Raw genomic sequence first — 23,386 nt, forward strand, 5'->3', positions numbered from 1 at the left:
GGGTTGCGTCCGGACCGTCGCTAGTTCATGGGCGTACTCATCGCGTACTCATCGAGTGCTCATCGCAATCTCGACCTGCTTTCGACTCGCGGGCCCCGGCCGGGGCCCGTGCCGTTGCGCGGTCCCGAACGGGAGTGGAAGGCTGGGAGAAGGCACCGGCTCGGGGAAGGCCCGGCAACCGCGTGGTGCGGCGACGGGCGACGCCTGTGCCCCGTGCAGCGGCGGCCCGCCGCGGTCCACGGTGAGAAGGGGACGGCCCCCACCCCCTGGAGGTACCCGTGAACAGCGCCGACGGATGGGGAGATGACGTCTACCAGCCCGACGGATCCGAGCAGAGGGAGGACACCGGGCTGCTCGACGGTGAGGACACCCTCGAGTACGACGGTGTCGACGATCCCCTCGACCGGGGCTGGTCCCCGCCCGAGCGCCCCTGGGCGGTCGAGCACACCGGTGTGACGGCCGCCGAACGCCACCGGGGCGAGACGCTGGACCAGCGGCTCGCCGAGGAGCAGCCGGATCCCCCCACGCCCGACGGCGACGGCCTGGGCGACTCCCAGGGCACCGACGGCGAGCTGCTGGACGACGAGGTGGGTGCGGAGCGCTCCGGCCGGCTCGTGGCCCCGGACGAGGGAACACACGAGGACGAGGAGCCGGCCCTGGTCGCCAGGGACGTGGGCATCGACGGGGCCGCGGCGTCCGCGGAGGAGGCCGCGATGCACGTCGTCGACGAGGACTCCCTGCCCGGCTGACACCACCCGCCGCGGCGTTCCCCTGCCCCCGCCGCACCGATCCCCGCCGTACGAGGAGCAGCCATGCAGCAGGACAAGCACCCCGACTACCGGCCCGTCGTCTTCCGCGATCGTGCCGCCGGATACGCCTTCCTCACCCGGTCCACCGCGACCAGCGAGGAGACCATCGCGTGGGACGACGGGGAGACCTACCCGGTGGTGGACGTGGAGATCTCCTCGGAGAGCCACCCCTTCTACACGGGCAAGGCCCGGACGGTGGACTCCGAGGGACGCGTGGCCCGCTTCGAGCGGCGCTACGGGAGCGGCGAGGGGCAGGACGGCAGCCGCGGGGCCGGCTGACGGGCCGGGGCGCTCCTCCCGGGGGCGTACGGCCGCGTGGCGTGGGCCCGGCGGGCGCCTCGGACGAAGCCTCAGATGAAGTTGAGCGCCGCCGCGCAGCCCACTCCGCCGAGCACCATGAAGGCCGGCATCAGCACCTTCAGCTCCACCCAGCTGCCCGCCCGGAACCGCATGGCCTTCGGCGGACCGATGGGGTACCAGCGCTTGCGGCCCACCGGTATGGGCCACAGGATCGGGCAGCCCGAGACGGTCAGCGCGTCCCCGATGTCGTGCACCAGCGCGCCCAGCACGATCGGCAGTCCCAGCCACAGGTACTCCTGGCCGGGCGCGGTGAACAGCCAGTCCGCGCCGCCGTCCGTCTTGTCCAGGGTCCCGGCGAGGATCCACGCGCTCGTCGCGGCGAGCAGCCAGACCAGCACATCGGCGCTGGAGCCGCGGGTCGCCCGCCACAGCAGGCCCTCGATGGCCAGCACCATGTGCACGAAGAGGATCCCGAGCACCGCCCAGCGGCCGCCCGTGATGGCCAGGGCGGAGGTGCCCGCGCCGATCAGGACGGCCCACAGCCAGGTGTGCGTGAGCGTGCGGTGCCCGCCGGAACGGCGCGGGTCGCCCCGCATCTTCGTGGCCTTGTAGACGGCGTACGACAGCTTGTCGACGATCTCGCACAGCCACCGGGAGAGCGGACCGAAGGCCCGCGAGATGGTGGCCGCCTTGTGGTCGAGGTCCGGGGCGAGGGCGGCGCCCGCGCAGATCAGGGCGCCGACGAGCAGCACCGGCCAGGGCATCGGGTGTCCGGCCGCGGCGGTGGCCGCGCCGACTCCGAGCCAGGCCGCGGCGCCCGAGAGTGAGTGTGCTGGTCCCATCATCGCCGTTGCCCGCCCCATTCCTCGTGTGCCGCTGTCCAGTTGTCCGGATCCGCTTCCGGGCCCGCTGATGCGCCGTCGGCGACCCAGCGTAGCGGTCGTGATCTTCGTTCTGGCATCCGATTCCCCCATCGCGGCCCGGGCCAGGCAAGATGGGGGCGTGACCCTCATCGACCAGCTCCCGCCGACCGCCGATCCCGATGCCCTGTACGAAGCCTTCGAGTCGTGGGCCCAGGAGCGCGGTCTCACGCTCTACCCCCATCAGGAGGAGGCGCTGATCGAGGTGGTCTCCGGCGCCAACGTGATCGTGTCGACGCCCACCGGCTCCGGCAAGAGCATGATCGCGGCGGGCGCTCACTTCGCCGCGCTGGCCCGGGACGAGGTCACCTTCTACACGGCTCCGATCAAGGCGCTGGTGTCGGAGAAGTTCTTCGAGCTGTGCAAGCTGTTCGGCACGGAGAACGTCGGCATGCTCACCGGCGACGCCTCGGTGAACGCCGACGCCCCGGTCATCTGCTGCACCGCCGAGGTGCTGGCCTCGATCGCGCTGCGCGACGGCAAGCACGCGGACATCGGCCAGGTCGTCATGGACGAGTTCCACTTCTATGCGGAGCCGGACCGCGGCTGGGCCTGGCAGATCCCGCTGCTGGAGCTGCCGCAGGCCCAGTTCGTCCTGATGTCGGCCACGCTCGGCGACGTCTCGTTCTTCGAGAAGGACCTCGCGCGCCGCACCGGCCGCCCCACGGCCGTGGTCCGTTCGGCCACCCGCCCGGTGCCGCTGTCCTACGAGTACCGCTACACGCCGCTCACCGAGACGCTGACCGACCTGCTCGACACCCGGCAGGCGCCCGTCTACATCGTGCACTTCACGCAGGCGCAGGCCGTGGAGCGGGCGCAGGCGCTGATGAGCATCAACATGTGCACGCGCGAGGAGAAGGAGAAGATCGCCGAGCTGATCGGCAGCTTCCGCTTCACCACGAAGTTCGGCCGCAACCTGTCCCGTTACGTCCGGCACGGCATCGGCGTGCACCACGCCGGCATGCTGCCCAAGTACCGGCGGCTGGTGGAGAAGCTGGCCCAGGCCGGTCTGCTGAAGGTGATCTGCGGGACCGACACGCTCGGCGTGGGCGTCAACGTGCCGATCCGCACGGTGCTGTTCACGGCGCTGACCAAGTACGACGGCACCCGGGTGCGTACGCTGCGGGCCCGGGAGTTCCACCAGATCGCCGGCCGGGCCGGGCGCGCGGGATTCGACACCGAGGGCTTCGTCGTCGCCCAGGCGCCCGAGCACGTCATCGAGAACGAGAAGGCGCTCGCCAAGGCCGGTGACGATCCGAAGAAGCGGCGCAAGGTGGTCCGCAAGAAAGCGCCCGAGGGCTTCGTGGCCTGGTCGGAGAGCACGTTCGAGAAGCTCATCGCCTCCGAGCCGGAGCCGCTGACCTCCCGCTTCCGGGTCACGCACACCATGCTGCTGTCGGTGATCGCCCGGCCCGGCGACGCCTTCGCGGCGATGCGGCACCTGCTGGAGGACAACCACGAGCCGCGCAGGCAGCAGCTGCGGCACATCCGACGGGCGATCGCCATCTACCGTTCGCTGCTGGACGGCGGCATCGTCGAGAAGCTCGACCAGCCCGACGCCGAGGGCCGCATCGTCCGCCTCACCGTGGACCTCCAGCAGGACTTCGCGCTGAACCAGCCGCTGTCCACCTTCGCGCTGGCCGCGTTCGAGCTGCTGGATCCCGAGTCGCCGTCGTACGCGCTGGACATGGTGTCCGTGGTGGAGTCCACGCTGGACGATCCGCGGCAGATCCTCGCCGCCCAGCAGAACAAGGCGCGCGGCGAGGCCGTGGCCGCGATGAAGGCGGACGGCGTCGAGTACGAGGAGCGCATGGAGCGCCTCCAGGACATCACGTACCCGAAGCCGCTGGAGGAGCTGCTCTTCCACGCGTACGACACGTACCGCAGGAGCCACCCGTGGGTCGGTGACCACCCGCTGTCGCCGAAGTCGGTCATCCGGGACATGTACGAGCGGGCGCTGACCTTCACGGAGCTGGTCTCCCACTACGAGCTGGCCCGCACCGAGGGCATCGTGCTGCGCTACCTCGCCAGCGCGTACAAGGCCCTCGACCACACCGTCCCCGACGACCTGAAGTCCGAGGACCTCCAGGACCTGATCGAGTGGCTCGGCGAGATGGTGCGCCAGGTCGACTCCAGCCTGCTGGACGAGTGGGAGCAGCTCGCCAACCCCGAGGTGATGACCGCCGAGGAGGCCCAGGAGAAGGCCGACCAGGTACGGCCGGTCACTGCCAACGCGCGCGCCTTCCGCGTCCTCGTCCGCAACGCCATGTTCCGCCGGGTCGAGCTCGCCGCCCTGGACCAGGTGGAGGAACTGGGCGAGATGGACGCCGACGCCGGCTGGGACGCCGACGCGTGGGGCGAGGCCATGGACAGGTACTGGGACGAGTACGACGACCTCGGCACCGGTCCCGACGCCCGCGGCCCCAGGCTGCTGGTGATCGAGGAGGAGCCGAGGAACGGTCTGTGGCGTGTGCGGCAGATCTTCGACGACCCGAACGACGACCACGACTGGGGCATCAGCGCCGAGGTCGATCTCGCGGCCTCGGACGCCGAGGGCCGGGCGGTCGTCCGGGTCACCGATGTCGGCCAGCTGTGAGCACAGGAGAGTTCCACCGATGACGAACCCGGCAGAGAGCCTCGTCGACCTGCTCGACCTGGAGCAGATCGAGGTCAACATCTTCCGTGGCCGCAGCCCCGAGGAGTCGCTGCAGCGGGTCTTCGGCGGCCAGGTGGCCGGCCAGGCGCTGGTCGCCGCCGGGCGCACCACGGAGGGCGACCGCCCGGTGCACTCGCTGCACGCGTACTTCCTGCGTCCAGGGCGTCCGGGCGTGCCGATCGTGTACCAGGTCGAACGGGACCGGGACGGAAGGTCGTTCACGACCCGCCGGGTCACCGCCGTGCAGCAGGGCCGCACGATTTTCACGCTCACCGCCTCCTTCCACAAGCCTGAGCAGGGGAGTTTCGAGCACCAGCTGCCGCCGGCCCGCAAGGTCCCGGACCCCGAGTCGCTGCCGACACTGCCGGACGAGCTCCGGGAGCATCTGGGCGCATTGCCGGAGCAGTTGGAGCGGATGGCCCGCCGTCAGCCCTTCGACATCCGCTATGTCGACCGGCTGCGCTGGAACGCCGACGAGGTCGCGGGCGCGGAGCCGCGCAGCGCCGTGTGGATGCGCGCGGTCGGCCCGCTCGGCGACGACCCGCTCGTGCACACCTGCGCGCTGACCTACGCCAGCGACATGACCCTCCTGGACGCCGTGCGCATCCCGGTGGAACCGCTGTGGGGGCCGCGGGGCTTCGACATGGCCTCGCTGGACCACGCCATGTGGTTCCACCGGCCGTTCCGTGCCGACGAGTGGTTCCTGTACGACCAGGAGTCCCCGATCGCGACCGGCGGGCGGGGACTGGCCCGCGGGCGGATCTACGACGTGGAGGGGCGCCTGCTCGTGTCCGTAGTCCAGGAAGGACTGTTCCGGTCCCTGTAGATCACGAGTCCCCCGTGCGTCACGAGCCTCTGCGCCGGAGCCGACTGAGCAGGCCGCGGATCCGTCCGGAGTCCTCGGCGCGGGGCCGCGCCGGGAAGGGTGCCGGCACCGCGCCGAGCCTGCGTGCGTCGCGCACCTCGTGCGCCAGGTCGGCCCGGAGCTTGCCGATCTCGTCCGGCTCGGCCGCCGTCATGAGCTCCTCGGCGATCCGCGCGGCCGGGGAACCCGGTGAGCCGTGGACCGGGCGGTCCGGGCGCAGCCGGCTCAGCCGGGAGCGCTCGTAGGGGTCCTTGACGATCTCGGAGACGTCGGCCGGGTCGAGCAGCGAGGCCACGGCGGCGGCCCGGGCCCACGGGTCGTCCGTCCGGCGCAGCTGACACTCGAGGTACCGGCCCCGCCAGTTGCGGGGGCGCAGGTCCAGCCCTTCCGCGAGCTGGTCGCGCAGGCCCTGCGGGGTGCGCCCGCTCAGCAGCGCCGTGTTCCCCTCGTCGGCCGTGAACTTCCGTAGGTCGTCGGCGAGATACCGCCAGACGACGGCCCGGTAGCGGTTGACGGAGAAGGTCGCCGGCACCAGCAGCCCCAGCCGGGCCAGGCGGGTGAACCGCGGCTTCGTCACCTTCAGGAGGGCCGCGCCGTCCGTCGTTCCCACCGTCCGGACGCACTCCCGCAGGGCATCGGGGAAGCCCGCCTCCGTACGGATCCGCCGGATCTCGTCGCGGGGCACGCGTCGTCCGCCTCCCCCTTCGTCGGGGACGGTGCGGATTCGTCCGAGCTGCACGGCGATGTCGAACTCGCTTCGCCTCAGTGCGAGTTCCCGTGCGGCCCGGCTCGGCGAGACCGCATTCTCCCTGGCAGTGGTGAGGTGTACCACGGTGGCCGTACGGTCGTGCGTGATGGTCTTCTCGGGCATGCTCGTCTCCCTCGTGGAGTGCGCCGGCCGGCTCTGTCCCCGGCCGCCCGACACAGAACCGTAGCGGCTGTCGCGCCACCCGGTCCGGGCCTGTGGACAACTCCACGCAGACCGTCAACGAGCTTCATAAGACCTGGTCAGAGCTCTATGGTCGGACTCTGGCCGGGCTGCCGGGCGTCGACGTCGAGGTGCTCGCCGACCCGGTTGACGAGCAGGGTCATCTCGTAGGCGATCTGCCCGATGTCGGACTCCGCCCCGCTGAGCACGCACAGACAGCTGCCGGAGCCCGCGGCCGTGACGAACAGCACCGCGTCGTCGAACTCGACCATCGTCTGCCGTACTCCGCCGGCTCCGAAGTGGCGGCCGGAGCCCTTGGCCAGGCTGTGCAGTCCGGACGAGACGGCGGCGAGGTGCTCGGCGTCCTCCCGGCGCAGCCCCGTGCTCGCGCCGGTCACCAGGCCGTCGTTGGACAGGACCAGCGCATGCCGTACGTGCTCCACCCGCTCGGTCAGGTCGTCCAGCAGCCAGCCGAGTCCCTGCTTCTGCCCCATGAGCCGCTCTCCCCGTGTTGTCCCCGTATGCCTCGTCTCCCCCTGCTCGGGGGATCTGCCCGCCAGCCTTCCCCACACCCGTGCCTCGGGCAAGGAGGATGGGTGCATGGCACAGAAGATGACCGATGACGAGTGGCGGGCGTTCGTCTCCGACGGCACCCGCACGGCGAAGCTCTGCACCGTCCGCAAGGACGGCAGTCCGCATGTGGCGCCGGTCTGGTTCCTGCTGGACGGCGACGACGTGGTGTTCAACACCGGCGAGAACACCGTGAAGGGGCGCAATCTCGCCCGGGACGGCAGGGTGGCCCTGTGCGTCGACGACGACCGGCCGCCCTTCGACTTCGTGGTGCTGCAGGGCCGCGCGAGGATCGTGGACGACCCCGGCGAACTGAGGCACTGGGCGGCACGGATCGGCGCCCGGTACATGGGCGAGGACCGTGCCGAGGAGTTCGGGGCCCGCAACGGCGTCCCGGGCGAACTCCTGGTCCGTGTCACCGTCGACAAGGTGATGGCGCAGAAGGCCGTGGCGGACTGACGCGGTGACGTCGTCGCGGTGCGGTGAGCCGGTCACCGCACCGAATCGAGCAGCCGGGCGGTGTGCATCCGCCCGGCGTACTCGACCAGCCGAATCAACACCTCCTTCCCCGAGTCGCGTTCCCGCGCGTCGCACAGCACCACGGGCGTTCCCGCGTCGAGGTCGAGGGCGCGCAGGACGTCGTCGGCGCCATGACGGCGGGCGCCCGCGAAGCAGTTGACGGCCACCACGAACGGGATGTGCCGGTGCTCGAAGTAGTCCACCGCCGGGAAGCAGTCCTCCAGGCGGCGGGTGTCCGCGAGGACGACCGCGCCCAGGGCGCCCTGGGCGAGTTCGTCCCACAGGAACCAGAAGCGGTCCTGGCCCGGCGTGCCGAAGAGGTAGAGGGAGAGCCCGGACCGGATGGTAATGCGTCCGAAGTCCATGGCGACGGTCGTGGTGACCTTCTCGTCGATGCCGCCGGTGTCGTCCACTCCTTGACCGGCCTCGCTGAGCAGTTCCTCCGTGCGCAGCGGTCTGATCTCGCTGACCGCGCCCACCAGGGTGGTCTTGCCGACGCCGAATCCTCCGGCGACCAGGATCTTCAGCGCCAGCGCGGTCGCATCGCCGCCGGTGTCGTCGGAGTGTACGTCGTGGGCGGGCGAGTCGTCGTGGGCGTTCTTCGCTGTCATGACTGCGGCCTCTTCTTCTCGGTCAGGGCGGCCTCTACAGGGCACGCAGCCCGTCGATGACCTCGCGCAGGATGCGCTCGTCGGGAAGGTGCGCGGGCGGTACGGGACGGCTGACGGTCACGGAGCCCAGTTCGACCAGGTCGCCGAGGAGCACCCGGACGACGCCCACGGGCAGGTCCGCGTCGGCCGCGAGCTCGGCGACCGACTGGGTCTCCGTGCGGCACAGCTCGATCAGGGCCCGGTGCTCGGGTCCGAGCGCGACGTGGTCGGTGGCGGGTGCGCCCGGGTCCAGGGTGACGAGGGCGATCAGGTCGAACGGCACTCCGCAGGGGCCCGGGTGGGTGCGGCCGCCCGTCATCGCGTAGGGACGGACGAGGGGCCCCGCATCGTTGTCGTACCACTGGCCGCCGGGCAGGTCCGGGACGCCGCGCGTCATGTCGTCGGTCATCTGTGCGGCCCGCCCTCACGCGTCATCCTGCGGCGGGCGGCCGGGCCGCCGCGCGGGGTGGCGTGTACAGGTGCTCGCCGACCCGTCTGACCAGCCGTGCCATCTCGTAGGCGACCAGGCCGATGTCCGCGGTGACGGCGGTCAGGACGGCGAGGCAGGAGCCGTCGCCCGCGGCGGCCACGAACAGGAAGGCGTCGTCCATCTCCACCATGGTCTGGCGCACGCCCCCGGCGCCGAAGTGCCGGCCCGCCCCCTTGGCGAGGCTGTGGAAACCGGAGGAGACGGCGGCCAGGTGTTCGGCGTCCTCGCGGCCGAGACCGGTCGAGGCGCCCACGGCGAGCCCGTCGTTCGACAGCACGACGGCGTGCCGCACCTCGCTCACGCGCACGACCATGTCGTCCAGCAGCCAGTCGAGTTCGCCGGTCCGCCGGTCGGGGGGCGTGCGGGGTTCCTGGATCATGCGGGGTCTCCTTCGCTGGTGTCGCGGGTGGTCGCCGCGCCGGGCGGGGCGCCGCGGCCGGGTTGCCTGCCACCGCCGCGCGTCCAGCCGTCGCGGTAGGCCGTCATGCGGTCGCGTACGCGTTCGGGGGTGCGCTCGTCCCCGTCCTGGTCGTGCACCGGGTCGGTCCTGGCGGGTTCCTCCGGTCGCCCGTTGCGCAGTTGGGGCGCGAGGCTGGCCTGGCGTACGCGGCGGGGGAGGCCGTCGGACTCCACGGCTCGCTCGGTGTGCCGGTCGGTGGGCCCGCCGGCGGACCGGCCGGTGTTCGGGTGCAGACGCAAGCTGGGGGCTCCTGTCGGCCGGCTGGTGGTGGTCTCCGCCGCGGGTACGGGCGCCACCAGCGCGGGTCGTTCGGCCGGTGCGGGGACGGGCTCCTGGCGCGGGATGCCGACGGGCACGCGGGCGTATCCGTGCTGTTCCGGATCTGCCGCCCTCTCTGCGGCTGTCCTGTCCGCCGCTTCCGGTGAACGTCGTGGCTGCGCATCCCTCGGTCGGGCGTCCCCGGGGGAACGCTCCGCCGCTCCGCCGTGCAGAAGAGCCGTGGGCAGGAGGACGACGGCGGTGGTGCCGCCGTAGGGCGAGGTCCTCAGATGGACCTTGATGCCGTGCCGGGACGCGAGCCGGCTGACCACGAACAGACCGAGCCGGTCGCTGTCGAACAGGTCGAGCGCCTCCGACTGGGCGATGCGGCGGTTGGCCTCCGCCAGGGCTTCCTGTCCCATGCCGAGCCCTCGGTCCTCCACCTCGAGCGCGTAGCCGTTGCCGACGGGCTCGCCGGTGACGCTCACCCGCGTGTGGGGCGGCGAGAACTGGGCGGCGTTCTCGATGAGTTCGGCGACGAGGTGGGTGAGGTCGGCCACGCCCGCGCCGACGACGGACGCGTCGGGCAGTTGCCGTACCTCCACGCGCGCGTAGTCCTCGACCTCCGAGACCGCCGCACGGACGACGTCGGTCAGCGGGACCGGCATGCGCCAGGCGCGTCCGGGGGCCGCCCCGGAGAGGATGATCAGACTCTCGGCGTGGCGGCGCATCCGGGTGGTGAGGTGGTCGAGGCGGAACAGGTCGCTCAGTTCGTCCGGGTCGTCGGAGCGGCGTTCCATGCTGTCGAGGAGGCTCAGCTGGCGGTGGACGAGGGTCTGGCTGCGGCGGGCGAGGTTGACGAAGACGCCGGAGATGCCGCTGGCGAGCTCGGCGCGCTCGACGGCGGCCCGCAGCGCGGCGCGGTGCACGGTGCCCAGGGCCTCGGCGACCTGCCCGGCCTCGTCCTCGGCGGGCGCTCCGGGCGGGGCCTCGGCGCGGATGTCGATCTCCTCGCCCGTGCGCAGGCGGCGCATGGCCTCGGGCAGCTTGTGCCGGGCGATCTCCAGGGCGCTGTCGCGCAGACTCACCAGTTCGACCACGAGGCCGCGGCCGATGCGGACCGAGATGACCAGGGACGCGGCGACGGCGAGCAGACCGAAGAGGACGGCTGCCCCGGCCGGGGTGAGCAGACCGCGGGCGAACGGGTCGGCCCGGCCGGCGACGCCTCGCCCGGCGTCCGCCTCGATGCTCCGCATGCCGTCCCGCACCCGCGCGTGGGCCCTGTCCCAAGCGCTGCCGGATGCCGCGATCGTCCGGCCGTCCGCACCTGCGTCCAGCAGCCGTCCCTCTGTGGCGCTCACCGTCGTGTAGGCGGCGCCGTCGGCGAGTTCCAGCCAGGCGGCGCGTTCCGACCCGCGCAGGTCGGCGACGGCGGACTCGGTGAGGGCCCGGCGGGCGCCGACGGCGCCGGCGAACAGCCGCAGTCGCTCACCGTCGAGGGTGCCGGCGAGCCGGGCACCGGCGAGCACGGCGTCCTCCTGGGCCAGCGCCTCGCCCGCACGGGCGAACTCGACCAGCACGCGCGCGTCGGACCCGAGATCCGCGTCCAGGACGCCGCTGAGGGCACCGCCCACCCCGAAGGCCGCCGAGATGGCCGTCGTGTACCGCTGGCAGGTCTCCGCCCAGTCCGCGCGGCGCTCGAGCACGGCGCTGCGCAGCGGACCCAGTTCCTCGGCGCCGGTGACGAACGCCTCGAGCCGCCGCGCCACCCGGGCGGGCAGTTCCCCGCTGTCGGCGACGGTGCTGTCGTCGCCGAGCCGCAGCTTCGCGACGGCACGGTCGGTGCGGGCGGACAGTTCCTCGTAGTCGCCGACGGACACCGCCGAGGGGTCGGCGGCGCGGCGTACGGCAGCCGTCCGCTCGGCCTGCAACGCGGCGACGGCGGCACTCACCGGGGCCCGGACCTGGGCGTCCACCCGCTGGATCTGACGCAGCCGGGAGACGTCCTGGGCAGTGGTGACGGTAGCGTACGCCCACAGGGCCAGGAGCGAGACCACGGGCACCATCAGCAAGCACACGATCTTGGCGCGCACGGTGCCCGGGCGCATGCGTGAGCGCCACGCGCGCGAGGGAGCCGGGCCCGGTGCCTCGTCCGCGGGCTCCTGCGGGCCCTCGTCGGCCGGTGGTCCGGCGTGCGCCCGACGGCCGCGCACGGGCGGCGGCGCGGGCGTCCGGGTGCCGGTCGCAGGGGTCGTACGGGGTGTGCGCATGGCCTCCTCGCTTCTGACTGGTTCGATGCGGGCACCGTCTCCGGGCCGCCGGTGCTCCGGGCCGTCGTCACCGTGCGGGGCTCCGGGCGGGCTGCTGAGCCGAAGCGGTCGCCCCGCGCGCCCCCGCGGCCGGTGACAGCGCGACGAAGGCCGAGGTCAGGAAGAGGTAGGACCCGAGGCCGACGGCGAGGGGGAAGATGAACTGCATCGCCGTGGCCCCGGGCAGGCTCTCGCCGGACGGTGTGACCCGCACGCTCACGGCGAACATGCCGGTGTAGTGCATGCTGCTCACCGCCGCGCCCATGAGCAGGGACGCGAGGGTGACCGCGAGGGGCGAACTGATGTTGAGCGCGGCCCACAGCGCCACCGTGGCCGCGGCGACGGCGATCACCACGGAGAGGACGACCCGCGTCGGGTCGTAGCTCACGTCGCCGTGCAGGCGCACGGCCGCCATGCCGAGGTAGTGCATGCTCGCGACGCCGAGCCCCGTGGTGAGGCCGCCGAGCAGGAGCGCGCGGCCGCGGTCGCGGCTGTACCCCACGGTGAAGACGCCGGCGCAGACGACGAGCATGGCGACGAGCAGGCTCGTGAGAGTGAGAGGCACGTCGTAGCGGATGTCGGTGCCGCCGACCCGGAAGCCGAGCATGGCGACGAAGTGCATCGTCCAGATGCCGGTGCCGATCGCGGTGGCCGCGGTGAGGAGCCAGTTGCGGCGCGAGCGCCCGGTGGCGCCGAGGGCGCGCACGGTGCAGCGCAGTCCGAGGGCGGCGCCGGTGCAGGCCATCGCGTACGACAGCGCGGGTGTCAGCCAGCCCAGGGCGGCGTGGTCCAGGTGTCCCATGGCCCCGGGACGCTAGTCCCGCCGGGGGCGCACAACGGGGGCGCGTTCGAAAGCTGTTGGGATATGACACAGAGAGGTGCTGGAACGATCGCGTCACGCTCGAACGTGTGCGCTGCGGCGTCCTCGGTGGCGATTGGGGGATCATGCGGGGCATGAGCGACGACCACACACACGTCCGGGAGTTCTTCGGCACCCGCGCCGCCGACTGGGACAGGCGGTTCCCCGACGACGGCCCCGCCTACGCGGCCGCCGTCGCCGAACTGGGTCTGCGCGAGGGCGACCGGGTGCTCGACGCGGGCTGCGGCACCGGACGGGCCCTGCCGCCGCTGCGGGCGGCCGTGGGCCCGTCGGGGGTGGTCGCCGGCGCCGACCTGACCCCGGCCATGCTGGAGGCCGCCGCTCGGGCCGGGCGGGACCGGGACGGGGCGCTGCTCGTGGCCGACGTGACCGCGCTGCCGCTGCGTTCGCGCTCGCTGGACGCCGTGTTCGCGGCGGGGCTGATCGCCCATCTGCCCGATCCGGCGGGCGATCTGGCCGAGCTGGCGCGGGTGGTGCGCCCCGGTGGTGTGCTGGCGCTGTTCCACCCGGTCGGCAGGGCGGCGCTCGCGGCGCGGCAGGGGCGGACGCTCACCCCGGACGACCTGCGCGCCGAGCCCAACCTCCGGCTGCTGCTGGCCGGTTCCGGGTGGCGCATGACGTCGTACGCCGACGAGGACGCCCGGTTCCTCGCACTGGCCGTCCGCGAGGGCTGACCGCTCAGGCCGGCCCCGCGACGGCCGCCGCGAAGGCGTCCGGATTGTCGAACATGACGTTGTGCCCGGCGTCCGGCACGGTCACCACGCGCACGCCCGCCGCCTCCAGGGCTTGCCGGCCGGCCAGTTCGCCGCTGAGCGCGCCCTGCAGATACACGCGGTCGACGCCCAGCCCTTCGAGCAGGGTGCGCATCACGGGCTCGGAGCCGCGCCGCAGACCGACGGCGGAACGGTGCAGGGCACGCGGATCGGCCAGCCTCATCGTCGCGGCCCACTGCGGGCCGACGCTCTCGAGCACGCGCGCGTGGGCACCGTTCACGAAGTCGTCCTCGTCGTGGGCGGCGATGCCGCTGCTGCCGGCGCCCGACGGCGGGAAGGCGTCGAGGTTGGCCTCGGTGAGGACGAGGCGGGAGACCAGCTCGGGCCGCCGGTGGGCCAGGACGATGGCCACGGCGCCGCCCATGCTGTGCGCGATCAGCTCGGCACCCCCCACTCCCGCCGCGTCCAGCGCCGAGGCGAGCGCCCCGGCGTGGTCGTCGAGGGTGTAGCCGAAGTCCTGTGGCCGGTCGCTGATCCCGTGGCCGGGCAGGTCGACGAAGAGGCTGCGCCGGCCCGCGAGGTCGGGGCGGGAGGCGAGGTGCGCGTGGTAGACGGAGGACATCGCGCCGAGCCCGTGCACGTACACCCGCGCCGGTTCCGCCCCCGGCGTCTCCGTCCAGCGGATGCGGCTTCCCCTGCCGTCGAACTCGGTCTCTCTCATCACGTCTCACGTCTCCCCTTCGTCGGGCGGAGCGGCGCTCCGGCACACGGCGAGGAGAATACATCGGATGCGAGGTATTCATAGTACGAGGTATTCATGGACCGGTGTAACCATGGACCGTGGTAACCATGAACCGGGGTAGGGGCCGTCCGATGTACACCGGCCGTACGCGAGAATGCGGGCATGCTCGAGCTCGCCATCCTCGGTTTCCTCTACGACTCCCCGCTGCACGGCTACGAACTGCGCAAGCGCATCAGCGCGCTCACCGGCCATGTGCGCCCCGTCGCCGAGAGCACGCTCTATCCCGCGATCAAGCGTCTGGAGAAGGCCGGGCTGCTCGCGCGCACCACGCAGCCCGGCTCTGTCGCCGCCCCCCGTCACGTTCTGACGCTCACCGAGGAGGGCGGACGCGAACTGCTCCGTCGGCTCGCCGAGCCCGCGGAGCGTGACATCAGCGACGAGAACCGCTGGTTCACGGTGCTCGCCTTCCTCCGGCACCTCGACGACGACGCCGCCCAGGCCGCCGTACTACGCCGCCGTCTGGCCTTCCTGGAGGAGCCCGCGAGCTTCTTCTACGACGGTGACCGGCCGCTGCGCGCCGAGGAACTGGACGATCCCTTCCGCCGCGGCGTGCTGACCATCGCGCGGGCGACCTCGCGCGCCGAACTCAGCTGGCTGCGGGAGACGATCGGTTCGCTCGACGGCTGATGCGCCTCCTTGCCGCGCGGGGCTCACTCGACGGCCGACGTGTCGATGTGGCGCACGGGACAGCCCCCGACACCCGGGACGGGGCGGGTGCCCAGGTCCGCCAGCCGGTAGCCGTTCGGGTAGCCCTTGACCTCCCGGTTCTGCCGGGCGTGGTGCGGGGCCCGGCGCGGTGGCATGAGGCGCACCGCGCGCCCCCGCAACCGAACGGCGCCGCGCACGAGCGCGCGGGTGGCGGGAGACGGCGGGGTGTAGCGGAAGGCCCGCAGCAGGGGCTCGTCGAGCAGGGCGAGTGTGCCGGTCCGCAGGAGGGGCGCGAGGGGGCGCGGGTACCAGGAGGTCATCAGGTCGAGCGTGGCGTCGGAGACCCGGCGCGCGCCCTCGTCCCAGGCGAAGTGCGCCTGTTCGTAGGCGTCGAGGAAGTCCTCGAACTCCTGGTAGGTCTCCGGGATGTCCTTGATGCCCATGTGCCGCCCGAGCGTGCGGTAGTGGATGGCGCAGGCGACGGTCTCGTGGCGGGACATCCTGCGCCATCCGTAGGCGTCGATCCAGCGCTTGGGCATCACGACGAAGGTGCACAGGACGTACCGCATGTCGTCGTCGGTGATGTCGTAACTGCGGTGCATCTGGTTGATGCGGCGGATCGCCGTACGGCCCTCGTCGCTGCCGAAGCCGTGCTCGACGACGGCGTCGAGGAGCAGCACGGTGTCGTCGTACCGCTTCTGGGAGCGGTCCGTGAGCTCCGCCGTCTCGGCCAGGAGCCGGCCGATGCTGGGCACGGCGTAGGTGCGGTAGAGGGCGAGTTCGAGCGCGCGGGTGAAGTCCCAGGGGAACTCATAGGCGGAGGAGAGCCGGTAGATCTCCGAAGCGTCCTTGTGCGGGTCCATCCGCCGGATCTCCCCGAGCCGTTCGAAGCGCTTCACGGTGGCTGTCCCCTTCTGCCGTCGAGGCTTCAACTCTACGTTGAGTAGCGCGAGATGCACGATCGGCGAGCACGAACGACAGGGGGAGGGTGGTCAGTGTGTTCGGCAGGACCCGCAGGGCCTGGGACGCTTGGGTCGAGACCCGGCGCGCGGAGGGGAAGGCGGAGAGGGACACGCGTTCGCACAATCTGTTCGAGGCCGCCGCCGCGTACGTCTCGGCGTGTGCCGACGACGATCAGGAAGGCATCGACGAGGCCGCGGGCTGGGTGTCACCGGAGGCCCTGTCCTTCGGCGTGAACGAACTGGCGTGCCGGGCGGTCGTCGCGCTCGCGCGGGAACGCGACGAGTCGCCGCGGGACGTGGCCCGTGCGCTGCTCGGGCTTCCGACGCTGTGACGCGCCCGGTCCTCGGTGGTGGTCGATTCGCCCCCGTCCAGCCGGAAAACTGCAGCTCGGCCGGGTGCGGGGCTCGTGACAAGGGACTCTTGGTCGCACTAGGGTGCGCGCCGTTGGACGAACCGATGGGGAGGCTGGGATGGCAGGGACGGAAGAGGACACCGTCGCCGCCGCGGACGATGCGCTCTACGTGCTCACGGCGGTGCTGCTGACGCCGGCGAAGTTCCCGAGTGTGCTGGGCGACGACTATCCGGAGGCGTGCGCCGCGCTCGGTCTCCCGCCGCTGGCCGACGGCTACGGCCTGGTGCTCGGCCAGGACGGGGACGGCGCCCGGTGGACCGTCGTCATCGACGACGTCTCGCTGGTCGCCGTCGCCGTGGCCTCCTGGGACTGCGGGATGGAGTACGACCTGTCGCCGGACGAGCGTACGGTCGTCGCCGCCCTGCCCGGCTGGCCCCTGGCGGTCGCCGTGGCGGCCCCGGGCGTGCCCGCGCCTCACGACCCGGACCCCGAGCTGGCCGGACAGGCCCCGCTGGCTCCGCCGGACACCGCGGTGTGGGGGCCCGCCCAGCGGCGCCTGGGCGCCGACGAGATAGCGCTCCAGTGGGCGCAGTGGCGCGAGCAGGTGGACGACTCCGACTTCCCGGTGCCGGGCGGGGAGACCGCGGACGCCGGGGATGCGTCTGAGGCCGGCGGTGGCACGGACACCGGACCGGGAGACGGTGCCGAACCGGAGCACGTGGCGGGCGGAAAGCACGCGGACGCCGCTGAGACCTCTGCGACCGCCGACGCCGTCACGCGAGCTGCCGACTCGACCGCCGCGGCCGGGGCCCCCGGGCACGGCGGTGTCCGGCGGGTGCTCGCGGAGGCCCGCGCCTACGTGGACACGCCGCCGCCGCTCGGGCGGGTCCGGTCGTCGTTCGCGCCGGGCGACGCGCGGACGCTGCGCGCCGACGGCCCCGGCTGGTCCCTCGTGGCCAGAACCGACGACATCGCCTTCGTCCTGCTCGACGAGGAACCCGGTGAGGTGCTGCCGGTGGGCCGCGGCCCGGAACTGCCCGGCCTGCTGGACGCCCTCGACAAGATGGCGGTCCGGCCTCTCTGAACCGGGTGGGGACGCACCCGCTGTCTTCAACCTCCATGCGCAGTTGTGCCGACATGTGGCTCCAGCCCATGGATGAGGGCGGATCGGGCCCGCACGATGGGGCGGCCATCGGCTCCACTCCCACGTCGCGCCCCGGAGGTCCTCCATGCGTCCGTCCCGTGCCGTCCCCCTGCTCGCCGCCGCGCTGACGGCGGCGGCGCTCACCGGCCCGTCCCCCGCCGGCGCGGCGGAGGGCGGTGAGCACTGCGGCCGCCAGGAGCGTGTGCGGGTGCCGGGCGCCGCACTGCAGCGAAGCGCCTGTCTGGCCGACCTGACGACCACCGGGCTGGCGGGCACGGACTACACGGACCCGGCCGACCAGGCCGGCCTGACGGCCGCGGGCACCCGCACACCGTCCGGGGTCCCGGGAATCCAGGTCGACGGCTACTTCCCGGACTCCTCCCGCTTCAACGCCACGCATGGCTGGCAGCACGACGCCCAGTTCGTGATCCGGCTCCCGGACCACTGGAACGGCGGCCTCGTCGTGACGGGCGCGCCGGGCACGCGCAAGCAGTACGCGACGGACAAGGCGATCTCCGACCGGGCCCTGGCACAGGGGTACGCCTACGCCGCGACCGACAAGGGCAACAGCGGGGCGGACTTCTACCGGGACGGCGTGCGGCCGGGAGACGCGGTCGCCGAGTGGAACTCGCGGACCACGGAGCTCACCCGTGCCGCCCGGCGAGTGGTGGCACAGCGCTACGGACACGCGCCGCGCCGCACGTACGTGGCCGGCATCTCCAACGGCGGCTACCTCACCCGCTGGCAGCTGGAGAACCACCCGGAGCTGTACGACGGCGGCGTGGACTGGGAGGGCGCGCTGTGGACGGCGGACGGCCCCGGCCTGCTCACCTCCCTGCCCACCGCGGTGGCCCGCTCCCTCGGCGCGGCGCGGGACGAGGACATGTACGCGGCGGGCTTCGCGCCCGGCTCGGAATTCCTGTGGCCGTACCACGAGAAGGCCTACTGGGGCCTGACCCAGAAGATCTACCGCGCCGAGTTCGACCCGGCCTACGATCCCGCCTGCCCGGGTCCGTCGGCCGGGTCCTCGCTCGAGGAGATCCTGGCGCCGTGTCCCGCCGACGCGGTCTACGACTACGCGGCACGCCCCGCGTCCGTCCACCGTGCCGTGGCCCGGGTGGCCCTGACGGGGCGCGTCGGGAAACCGCTGATCACCCTGCACGGCGACCTCGACGCGCTGCTGCCCAAGGCCGCCGACTCCGACGTGTACGCGCGCATGGTCGACGCGAGCGGCCGAGGCCGGCTGCACCGCTACTACACGATCGAGGCCGGCACGCACGTCGACGGGCTGTACGACTCCTATCCCGGCGGGCTGCGTCCGATCCTGCCCTGCTTCCGGTCGGCGTTCGACGCGCTGACCGGATGGGTGGAGCGGGGCACCCCGCCGCCCGCCGACCACACGGTCGGCAGGCCGGCGGACGGCGACCTGGTCGACTCCTGTGACCTGGGCGAGGGCGCCCCGGCACGGCGTTAGCGCGTCAGCGGCCGAGCTCCTTGCGTGTGACGCGGCGCAGCCTGCGCCGCTGCGAGGGGTCCAGTGTGAGGTACGCGGCGGCCGGGACTCCGAGGATGATCAGCAGGGCGGCCCACCAGGGCAGCCAGATCAGCAGGATGAGCCCGGCCGCCACACCCCCCGCGGCGATCTTGGCGTTCTTCGACATGGTGCGCCTCCTTCGCGGCCAATGCCGCTCTCTGTCTGGAAAACGGGCCCGCGCTTCCCGCAGTTCCGGGCCTCGCCCCTGAGAGACCCCTGAGAGGTCCCTGAGGCCGCACCCCCGAGGCCACCCTGAGAAAGCCGTCGGCCGGTGACGGCGCCGCAGCGCCCCTGACCGGATAGTGACGCACAACACGGCGGAGCGACACCCGGGACGTCGCCGGTCATGTACAATCGGCGACCGCGACCGCACTAGTCAAATTTGAGGAATACATCATCGCTGCACAGACGAGCGTCCAGGCCACCACCCTCCCCGTGTCAGAACTCGCCCGATGCTGCGCCGTGTTCGTGCCCGGCGACCCCGCCCGTACCGGCACGGTCGCCTTCTGGCGGCCCGACGGTTCGGAGCCGCCGGCCGTCCCGTCGACGTCCGTCGCCGATCTGACGGTCGTGGTACCGGACGGCGAGGGCGCGGTCGAGGCGGTCCACGTGCCCGCCGTCCTGCTGCCGGTGCGGGAGGCGTTGCCGGTCCTCACGCGCGCGCGTTCCGGTGCGTCCGGCCATCGGGCGGCCGTGTTCTGGGGCGCCGTCGCAGTGGAGGCGCTGCACCTGGTGGCGCGGGGGCTGCTGCTGCCCGGCCTGTCCGAGGCCGACCACGACGCCTGGCGTGCGGGCCCGCTGGACGCGCGGGACACCGAACGGGTCCGCCACCTGGCCGCCGCCATGCCCCCCGAGGCGCACGCGGCCCCCGTCGACGGAGCCGAGCCGCCACGGCTGCCGGACCCGGAACGACTGGTGCGCGCCTTCCTGGACGCCGTCGCCGACACACTCCCCCGGTCCCCCGCCGCCCCGCTGGTGACGGACGGCCCCGCCTACGCGGCGGCCGGGCCACGGAAGCTGCCCGAGCTGCGCGCCTGGGCCGCCGACGTCGCCGCGGGACACGACGCCGGCGTACGGCTGTCGCTGCGCGTCGAGGTGCGGAACCTGGGGGACGCGTCCGACGACGCGTCACCGGCGTTCCGGGCCGTGCCGCAGGTGCACAGCGTGAGCGACCCTGCGCTCGTCGCGGACACGGCCGAGGTGTGGTCGGGCGCCGTGGACGACGCGTTCGGCACGCGCGCGCGGATGGACACCCTGCTCGCGCTGCGCCGCGCGGCACGGGCCTGGCCGCCGCTGGCGCCACTGCTGTCGGCCGCCGTGCCGGACGCCGTCGAGCTCGCCGACGAGGAGGTCACCGATCTCCTCGGGGCGGGCACCCGGGCGCTGGCCGGCGCCGGCGTCGACGTGCACTGGCCCCGGGAACTGGCCCGGGACCTGACCACCCGCGCGGAGGTCGGGCCGCCGGACGGCGAGCCGGTGCCGGCAGCGGCCACCGGGGACGGCGGTCCGTCGTTCCTGTCCGCGGACGCACTGCTCGCCTTCGAGTGGTGGTTCGCCCTGGGCGACGAGCGGCTCACCCGCGACGAGCTGGACCGGCTCGCCGAGACCAACCGGCCCGTGGTGCGGCTGCGCGACCGGTGGGTCCTCGTCGACCCCGAGGAGGTGCGCCGGGCCCGGGCGCGGCAGGACCACAAGGTCACTCCCGTCGACGCGCTCGCCGCGGCCCTGACGGGCTCGACGGAGGTCGACGGGCGCCGCGTCGAGGTGCGGCCCACCGGATGGCTGGCGGCCCTGCGGGAGCGGATCGCCGATCCCGAGGGGCAGGAAGCCGTCGACCAGCCGGCCGCCCTCGCCGCGACGCTGCGCGACTACCAGCGCCGGGGCTTGAACTGGCTGGCCCGCATGACGTCGCTGGGCCTGGGCTGCTGTCTCGCCGACGACATGGGCCTCGGCAAGACGATCACCCTGATCGCGCTGCACCTGCACCGGCAGACCGACACGTCCGCCGCCGGCCCCACCCTGGTCGTCTGTCCGACGTCCCTGATGGGCAACTGGCAGCGGGAGATCGAGCGGTTCGCACCCGGCACGCCGGTGCGGCGCTTCCACGGCCCCCGGCGCGGCCTGGCGGACCTGGCCGACGGCGAGTTCGTGCTCACCACGTACGGCACCATGCGGCTGGACGCGGCACGACTGGCCGCCGTGCAGTGGGGCATGGTCGTGGCGGACGAGGCGCAGCACGTGAAGAACCCGTACTCGGAGACCGCCCGACGGCTGCGCTCCATCGGCGCACGCGCGCGCGTGGCGCTCACGGGCACCCCGGTGGAGAACAACCTCTCGGAGCTGTGGGCCATCCTGGACTGGGCCACCCCGGGGCTGCTGGGCCGGCTCGGCACCTTCCGCAGGCGTTACGCGCAGGCCGTCGAGGGCGGTCAGGACCCGGCCGCGGCGGAGCGGCTGGCCCGGCTCGTCCGGCCGTTCCTGCTCCGGCGCCGCAAGGCTGACCCGGGGATCGCGCCCGAACTGCCGCCGAAGACCGAGACCGACCACCCGGTGTCGCTGACCGCCGAGCAGACGGGCCTGTACGAGGCGGTGGTGCGCGAGGCGCTCGCGGAGATCTCCGGGACCGGCAGCATGGCGCGGCGGGGTCTGATCGTGAAGCTGCTGACCAGCCTGAAGCAGATCTGCAACCACCCGGCGCAGTACCTCAAGGAGGAACGTTCCGGTGGTCCGGGGATCGCGGGCCGCTCGGGCAAGCTCGAGCTCCTGGACGAGCTGCTCGACACGATCCTCGCCGAGGACGCGAGTGTGCTCGTGTTCACCCAGTACGTGCAGATGGCGCGGCTCCTCGAACGGCATCTGACCGCTCGCGGCGTGCCGTCGCTGTTCCTGCACGGCGGGACGTCCGTGACCGAACGGGAGTCGCTGGTACGGCGGTTCCAGGACGGCGAGGTCCCCGTCTTCCTGCTGTCCTTGAAGGCGGCGGGCACCGGACTGAACCTCACGCGCGCGGAGCACGTCGTGCACTACGACCGCTGGTGGAATCCGGCGGTCGAGGCCCAGGCCACCGACCGCGCCCACCGCATCGGCCAGACGCGTCCGGTGCAGGTGCACCGGCTGATCGCCGAGGGGACCGTCGAGGACCGCATCGCGGCGCTGCTGAGCCGCAAGAGCGCCCTGGCCGACGCCGTGCTGGGAGCAGGCGAGGCGGCGCTCACGGAACTGACGGACGCGGAACTGGCCGATCTGGTCGACCTGCGCGGAGGTGCGCGATGACGCGGTACGACGGTGACGAGGGCTTCGACGAGGGCGGCGAGGAGCGGACGTTCGCCCCGCTGCCGCCCGCGCACGGCAGGGGCTTCGCGCAGACCTGGTGGGGGCAGGCCTGGCTGCGGGCCCTCGAGGACGGTGCGGTGGACGGGGCGCAGGTGAAGGCCGGACGGCGTCTCGCGCGCGCGGGAGCGGTGGGGGCGGTCTCGGTGCGGCCGGGCCGCATCACGGCGGTGGTCCAGGACCGGGACCGTACGGGGCACCGCGCCGACGTCGTGCTGGAGGAGCTGCCGGACGAGCAGTGGGATCGCTTTGTCGACATGGTGGTCGAGCGGTCCGGGCATGTCGCAGCCCTGCTGGACCGGGAGATGCCCCCGCATCTCGTCGAGGACGCGGCGTCGGCGGGGATCGACCTGCTGCCGGGCCTGGGCGATCTGGAACCGGAGTGCGACTGCGGTGCCTGGGACCACTGCGGACACACCGCGGCGCTCTGCTACCAGGTGGCGCGGCTGCTGGACCAGGACCCCTTCTTGCTGCTGCTGATGCGCGGGCGGGGCGAAGACGCCGTGCTGTCCTGCCTGGAGTCGCGCGACGGCACACCCGCCGAGGCTGCGGCTTCCCGGCCGGAGGGGGTGGACGCCGCCGAGGCGTACGCGGCGGGGGCTGTCCTGCCGCCGCTGCCTCCACTCCCCCTCCTGCCGGACGGGCCGGGCGAACCGCCGGTCCTGGACACCGATACGGCGCCACCGCCCGGCGTCGACCCGGCGGCGCTGGCCTTCCTGGCCTCGCGCACCGCGGCGGAGTCGCACCGCCTGCTCGCCGACGCCCTGCGCGCCGGGCACGACGCGCAGGTGCCCGGCGTGGAGCCGACGGTCGCCGAGGACGCCGTCCGCCTGGCCGCGGGCGACCCCGCGACGGCCGTACGGGACCGTCTCGGTGACGGCTCGGGGCGCGACCGCGAGGCGCTGGCCGCCGCCGTGCGCGCGTGGCGGTTGGGAGGCACGGCGGCGTTGTCGGTGCTCGAGGAGGAGTGGACGGTGCGGGGCGGCACGCTCGCCCGCGCGCGTGCCGCTCTGGAGTCGGCGTGGGACGGGGACGAGAGGCCGTCCCTGCGCGCACGTGCCAACCACTGGACGGTCGTCGGTGCGCCGCATCAGCTCCGTCTGGACCGCGACGGACGCTGGTGGCCGTTCCGGCGGGAGGGCGGACGTTGGATGCCCGTGGGCGGCCCGTCCCAGGATCCGGCGACGGCACTGGCCTCGGCGGCACCGGCGGCGGGGGACGAACCGTGACGGTCTGACCACCCCGGCGGTCGGACGGCTCGGGCAGGCGCGCCGGCCCGCGGATGA

The 23,386-nt window shown here is 73.2% G+C and carries 23 protein-coding genes; 12 read left to right on the forward strand and 11 right to left on the reverse strand.

Annotation, left to right across the window (positions count from 1 at the left end):
- Positions 1-278: 278 nt before the first annotated feature.
- Together AB0E77_RS15100 and AB0E77_RS15105 are read left to right on the forward strand one after the other, a co-directional pair.
- Positions 279-749, forward strand: coding sequence for a DUF5709 domain-containing protein (locus AB0E77_RS15100; RefSeq protein WP_361569947.1), 471 nt, complete (start codon positions 279-281; stop codon positions 747-749).
- Positions 750-812: 63 nt separating this feature from the next.
- A complete protein-coding gene (locus AB0E77_RS15105; RefSeq protein WP_361569948.1) occupies positions 813-1,088 on the forward strand; it encodes a type B 50S ribosomal protein L31 in 276 nt (91 codons plus the stop codon).
- A gap of 71 nt (positions 1,089-1,159) precedes the next feature.
- Here AB0E77_RS15105 and AB0E77_RS15110 read toward each other — a convergent pair whose 3' ends face one another.
- Complete coding sequence (locus tag AB0E77_RS15110; RefSeq protein ID WP_361569949.1) at positions 1,160-1,954, reverse strand: metal-dependent hydrolase; 795 nt, start codon at positions 1,952-1,954, stop codon at positions 1,160-1,162.
- A gap of 157 nt (positions 1,955-2,111) precedes the next feature.
- Here AB0E77_RS15110 and AB0E77_RS15115 point away from each other — a divergent pair, with 157 nt between their 5' ends.
- Together AB0E77_RS15115 and AB0E77_RS15120 are read left to right on the forward strand one after the other, a co-directional pair.
- Complete coding sequence (locus AB0E77_RS15115; RefSeq protein ID WP_361569951.1) at positions 2,112-4,625, forward strand: DUF3516 domain-containing protein; 2,514 nt, start codon at positions 2,112-2,114, stop codon at positions 4,623-4,625.
- Positions 4,626-4,644: 19 nt separating this feature from the next.
- The gene (locus AB0E77_RS15120; RefSeq protein ID WP_361569953.1) at positions 4,645-5,511 is read left to right on the forward strand and encodes an acyl-CoA thioesterase II; all 867 of its coding nucleotides are present in this window, start codon (positions 4,645-4,647) and stop codon (positions 5,509-5,511) included.
- Positions 5,512-5,530: 19 nt separating this feature from the next.
- Here AB0E77_RS15120 and AB0E77_RS15125 read toward each other — a convergent pair whose 3' ends face one another.
- Both AB0E77_RS15125 and AB0E77_RS15130 read right to left on the reverse strand, forming a co-directional pair.
- The gene (locus tag AB0E77_RS15125; protein ID WP_361569955.1) at positions 5,531-6,421 is read right to left on the reverse strand and encodes a DUF6397 family protein; all 891 of its coding nucleotides are present in this window, start codon (positions 6,419-6,421) and stop codon (positions 5,531-5,533) included.
- A gap of 137 nt (positions 6,422-6,558) precedes the next feature.
- Positions 6,559-6,972: a roadblock/LC7 domain-containing protein gene (locus AB0E77_RS15130; protein ID WP_361569957.1), complete on the reverse strand. Its 414-nt coding sequence runs from the start codon at positions 6,970-6,972 to the stop codon at positions 6,559-6,561.
- Between the two features lie 106 nt (positions 6,973-7,078).
- Here AB0E77_RS15130 and AB0E77_RS15135 point away from each other — a divergent pair, with 106 nt between their 5' ends.
- Positions 7,079-7,507, forward strand: a complete 429-nt coding sequence (locus tag AB0E77_RS15135) for a PPOX class F420-dependent oxidoreductase (RefSeq protein WP_361569959.1) — start codon at positions 7,079-7,081, stop codon at positions 7,505-7,507.
- A gap of 32 nt (positions 7,508-7,539) precedes the next feature.
- On the opposite strand, the gene AB0E77_RS15140 is transcribed toward AB0E77_RS15135, so the two are convergent.
- From AB0E77_RS15140 to AB0E77_RS15160, 5 genes are all read right to left on the reverse strand, one after another.
- Entirely contained in the window at positions 7,540-8,178 is a 639-nt protein-coding gene (locus AB0E77_RS15140; protein ID WP_361569960.1) for an ATP/GTP-binding protein, read from the reverse strand.
- Between the two features lie 34 nt (positions 8,179-8,212).
- On the reverse strand, positions 8,213-8,626 hold the full coding sequence (locus tag AB0E77_RS15145; RefSeq protein ID WP_361569961.1) for a DUF742 domain-containing protein: 414 nt from the start codon (positions 8,624-8,626) through the stop codon (positions 8,213-8,215).
- Positions 8,627-8,648: 22 nt separating this feature from the next.
- A complete protein-coding gene (locus tag AB0E77_RS15150) occupies positions 8,649-9,086 on the reverse strand; it encodes a roadblock/LC7 domain-containing protein (protein ID WP_361569963.1) in 438 nt (145 codons plus the stop codon).
- Positions 9,083-11,695, reverse strand: a complete 2,613-nt coding sequence (locus AB0E77_RS15155; RefSeq protein WP_361569964.1) for a sensor histidine kinase — start codon at positions 11,693-11,695, stop codon at positions 9,083-9,085. Before AB0E77_RS15155 ends, AB0E77_RS15150 begins: the two co-directional genes overlap by 4 nt.
- A 67-nt stretch (positions 11,696-11,762) precedes the next feature.
- Positions 11,763-12,536 carry an MHYT domain-containing protein gene (locus AB0E77_RS15160; protein ID WP_361569966.1) on the reverse strand — a complete coding sequence of 258 codons (774 nt, stop codon included), beginning with the start codon at positions 12,534-12,536 and terminating at the stop codon, positions 11,763-11,765.
- 152 nt (positions 12,537-12,688) lie between these two features.
- Here AB0E77_RS15160 and AB0E77_RS15165 point away from each other — a divergent pair, with 152 nt between their 5' ends.
- Entirely contained in the window at positions 12,689-13,288 is a 600-nt protein-coding gene (locus AB0E77_RS15165) for a class I SAM-dependent methyltransferase (protein ID WP_361569968.1), read from the forward strand.
- A gap of 4 nt (positions 13,289-13,292) precedes the next feature.
- Here the strand turns inward: AB0E77_RS15165 and AB0E77_RS15170 are convergent, their stop codons facing one another.
- Positions 13,293-14,048, reverse strand: coding sequence for an alpha/beta hydrolase (locus AB0E77_RS15170; RefSeq protein WP_361569970.1), 756 nt, complete (start codon positions 14,046-14,048; stop codon positions 13,293-13,295).
- 183 nt (positions 14,049-14,231) lie between these two features.
- Here AB0E77_RS15170 and AB0E77_RS15175 point away from each other — a divergent pair, with 183 nt between their 5' ends.
- Entirely contained in the window at positions 14,232-14,756 is a 525-nt protein-coding gene (locus tag AB0E77_RS15175) for a PadR family transcriptional regulator (RefSeq protein WP_361569972.1), read from the forward strand.
- 23 nt (positions 14,757-14,779) lie between these two features.
- Here the strand turns inward: AB0E77_RS15175 and AB0E77_RS15180 are convergent, their stop codons facing one another.
- The gene (locus tag AB0E77_RS15180) at positions 14,780-15,676 is read right to left on the reverse strand and encodes an oxygenase MpaB family protein (protein ID WP_361569974.1); all 897 of its coding nucleotides are present in this window, start codon (positions 15,674-15,676) and stop codon (positions 14,780-14,782) included.
- A 98-nt stretch (positions 15,677-15,774) separates the two neighbouring features.
- Between AB0E77_RS15180 and AB0E77_RS15185 the strand changes: the two genes are divergently transcribed.
- The 3 genes from AB0E77_RS15185 to AB0E77_RS15195 all read left to right on the forward strand — a co-directional run bounded on the left by AB0E77_RS15185 (position 15,775) and on the right by AB0E77_RS15195 (position 18,710).
- On the forward strand, positions 15,775-16,071 hold the full coding sequence (locus AB0E77_RS15185) for a hypothetical protein (protein ID WP_361569976.1): 297 nt from the start codon (positions 15,775-15,777) through the stop codon (positions 16,069-16,071).
- Between the two features lie 139 nt (positions 16,072-16,210).
- Complete coding sequence (locus AB0E77_RS15190) at positions 16,211-17,176, forward strand: hypothetical protein (protein WP_361569978.1); 966 nt, start codon at positions 16,211-16,213, stop codon at positions 17,174-17,176.
- Positions 17,177-17,321: 145 nt separating this feature from the next.
- Positions 17,322-18,710, forward strand: a complete 1,389-nt coding sequence (locus tag AB0E77_RS15195; protein WP_361569980.1) for a tannase/feruloyl esterase family alpha/beta hydrolase — start codon at positions 17,322-17,324, stop codon at positions 18,708-18,710.
- Positions 18,711-18,714: 4 nt separating this feature from the next.
- On the opposite strand, the gene AB0E77_RS15200 is transcribed toward AB0E77_RS15195, so the two are convergent.
- A complete protein-coding gene (locus AB0E77_RS15200; RefSeq protein WP_187827720.1) occupies positions 18,715-18,897 on the reverse strand; it encodes a hypothetical protein in 183 nt (60 codons plus the stop codon).
- Between the two features lie 269 nt (positions 18,898-19,166).
- Here AB0E77_RS15200 and AB0E77_RS15205 point away from each other — a divergent pair, with 269 nt between their 5' ends.
- Positions 19,167-22,043, forward strand: a complete 2,877-nt coding sequence (locus AB0E77_RS15205; RefSeq protein WP_361570338.1) for a DEAD/DEAH box helicase — start codon at positions 19,167-19,169, stop codon at positions 22,041-22,043.
- On the forward strand, positions 22,040-23,329 hold the full coding sequence (locus tag AB0E77_RS15210) for an SWF or SNF family helicase (protein WP_361569982.1): 1,290 nt from the start codon (positions 22,040-22,042) through the stop codon (positions 23,327-23,329). The genes AB0E77_RS15205 and AB0E77_RS15210 overlap by 4 nt, the downstream gene beginning before the upstream one ends.
- Positions 23,330-23,386: the final 57 nt, after the last annotated feature.

The organism is Streptomyces sp. NPDC032940 (genome assembly GCF_040636935.1).
GTDB lineage: Bacteria > Actinomycetota > Actinomycetes > Streptomycetales > Streptomycetaceae > Streptomyces.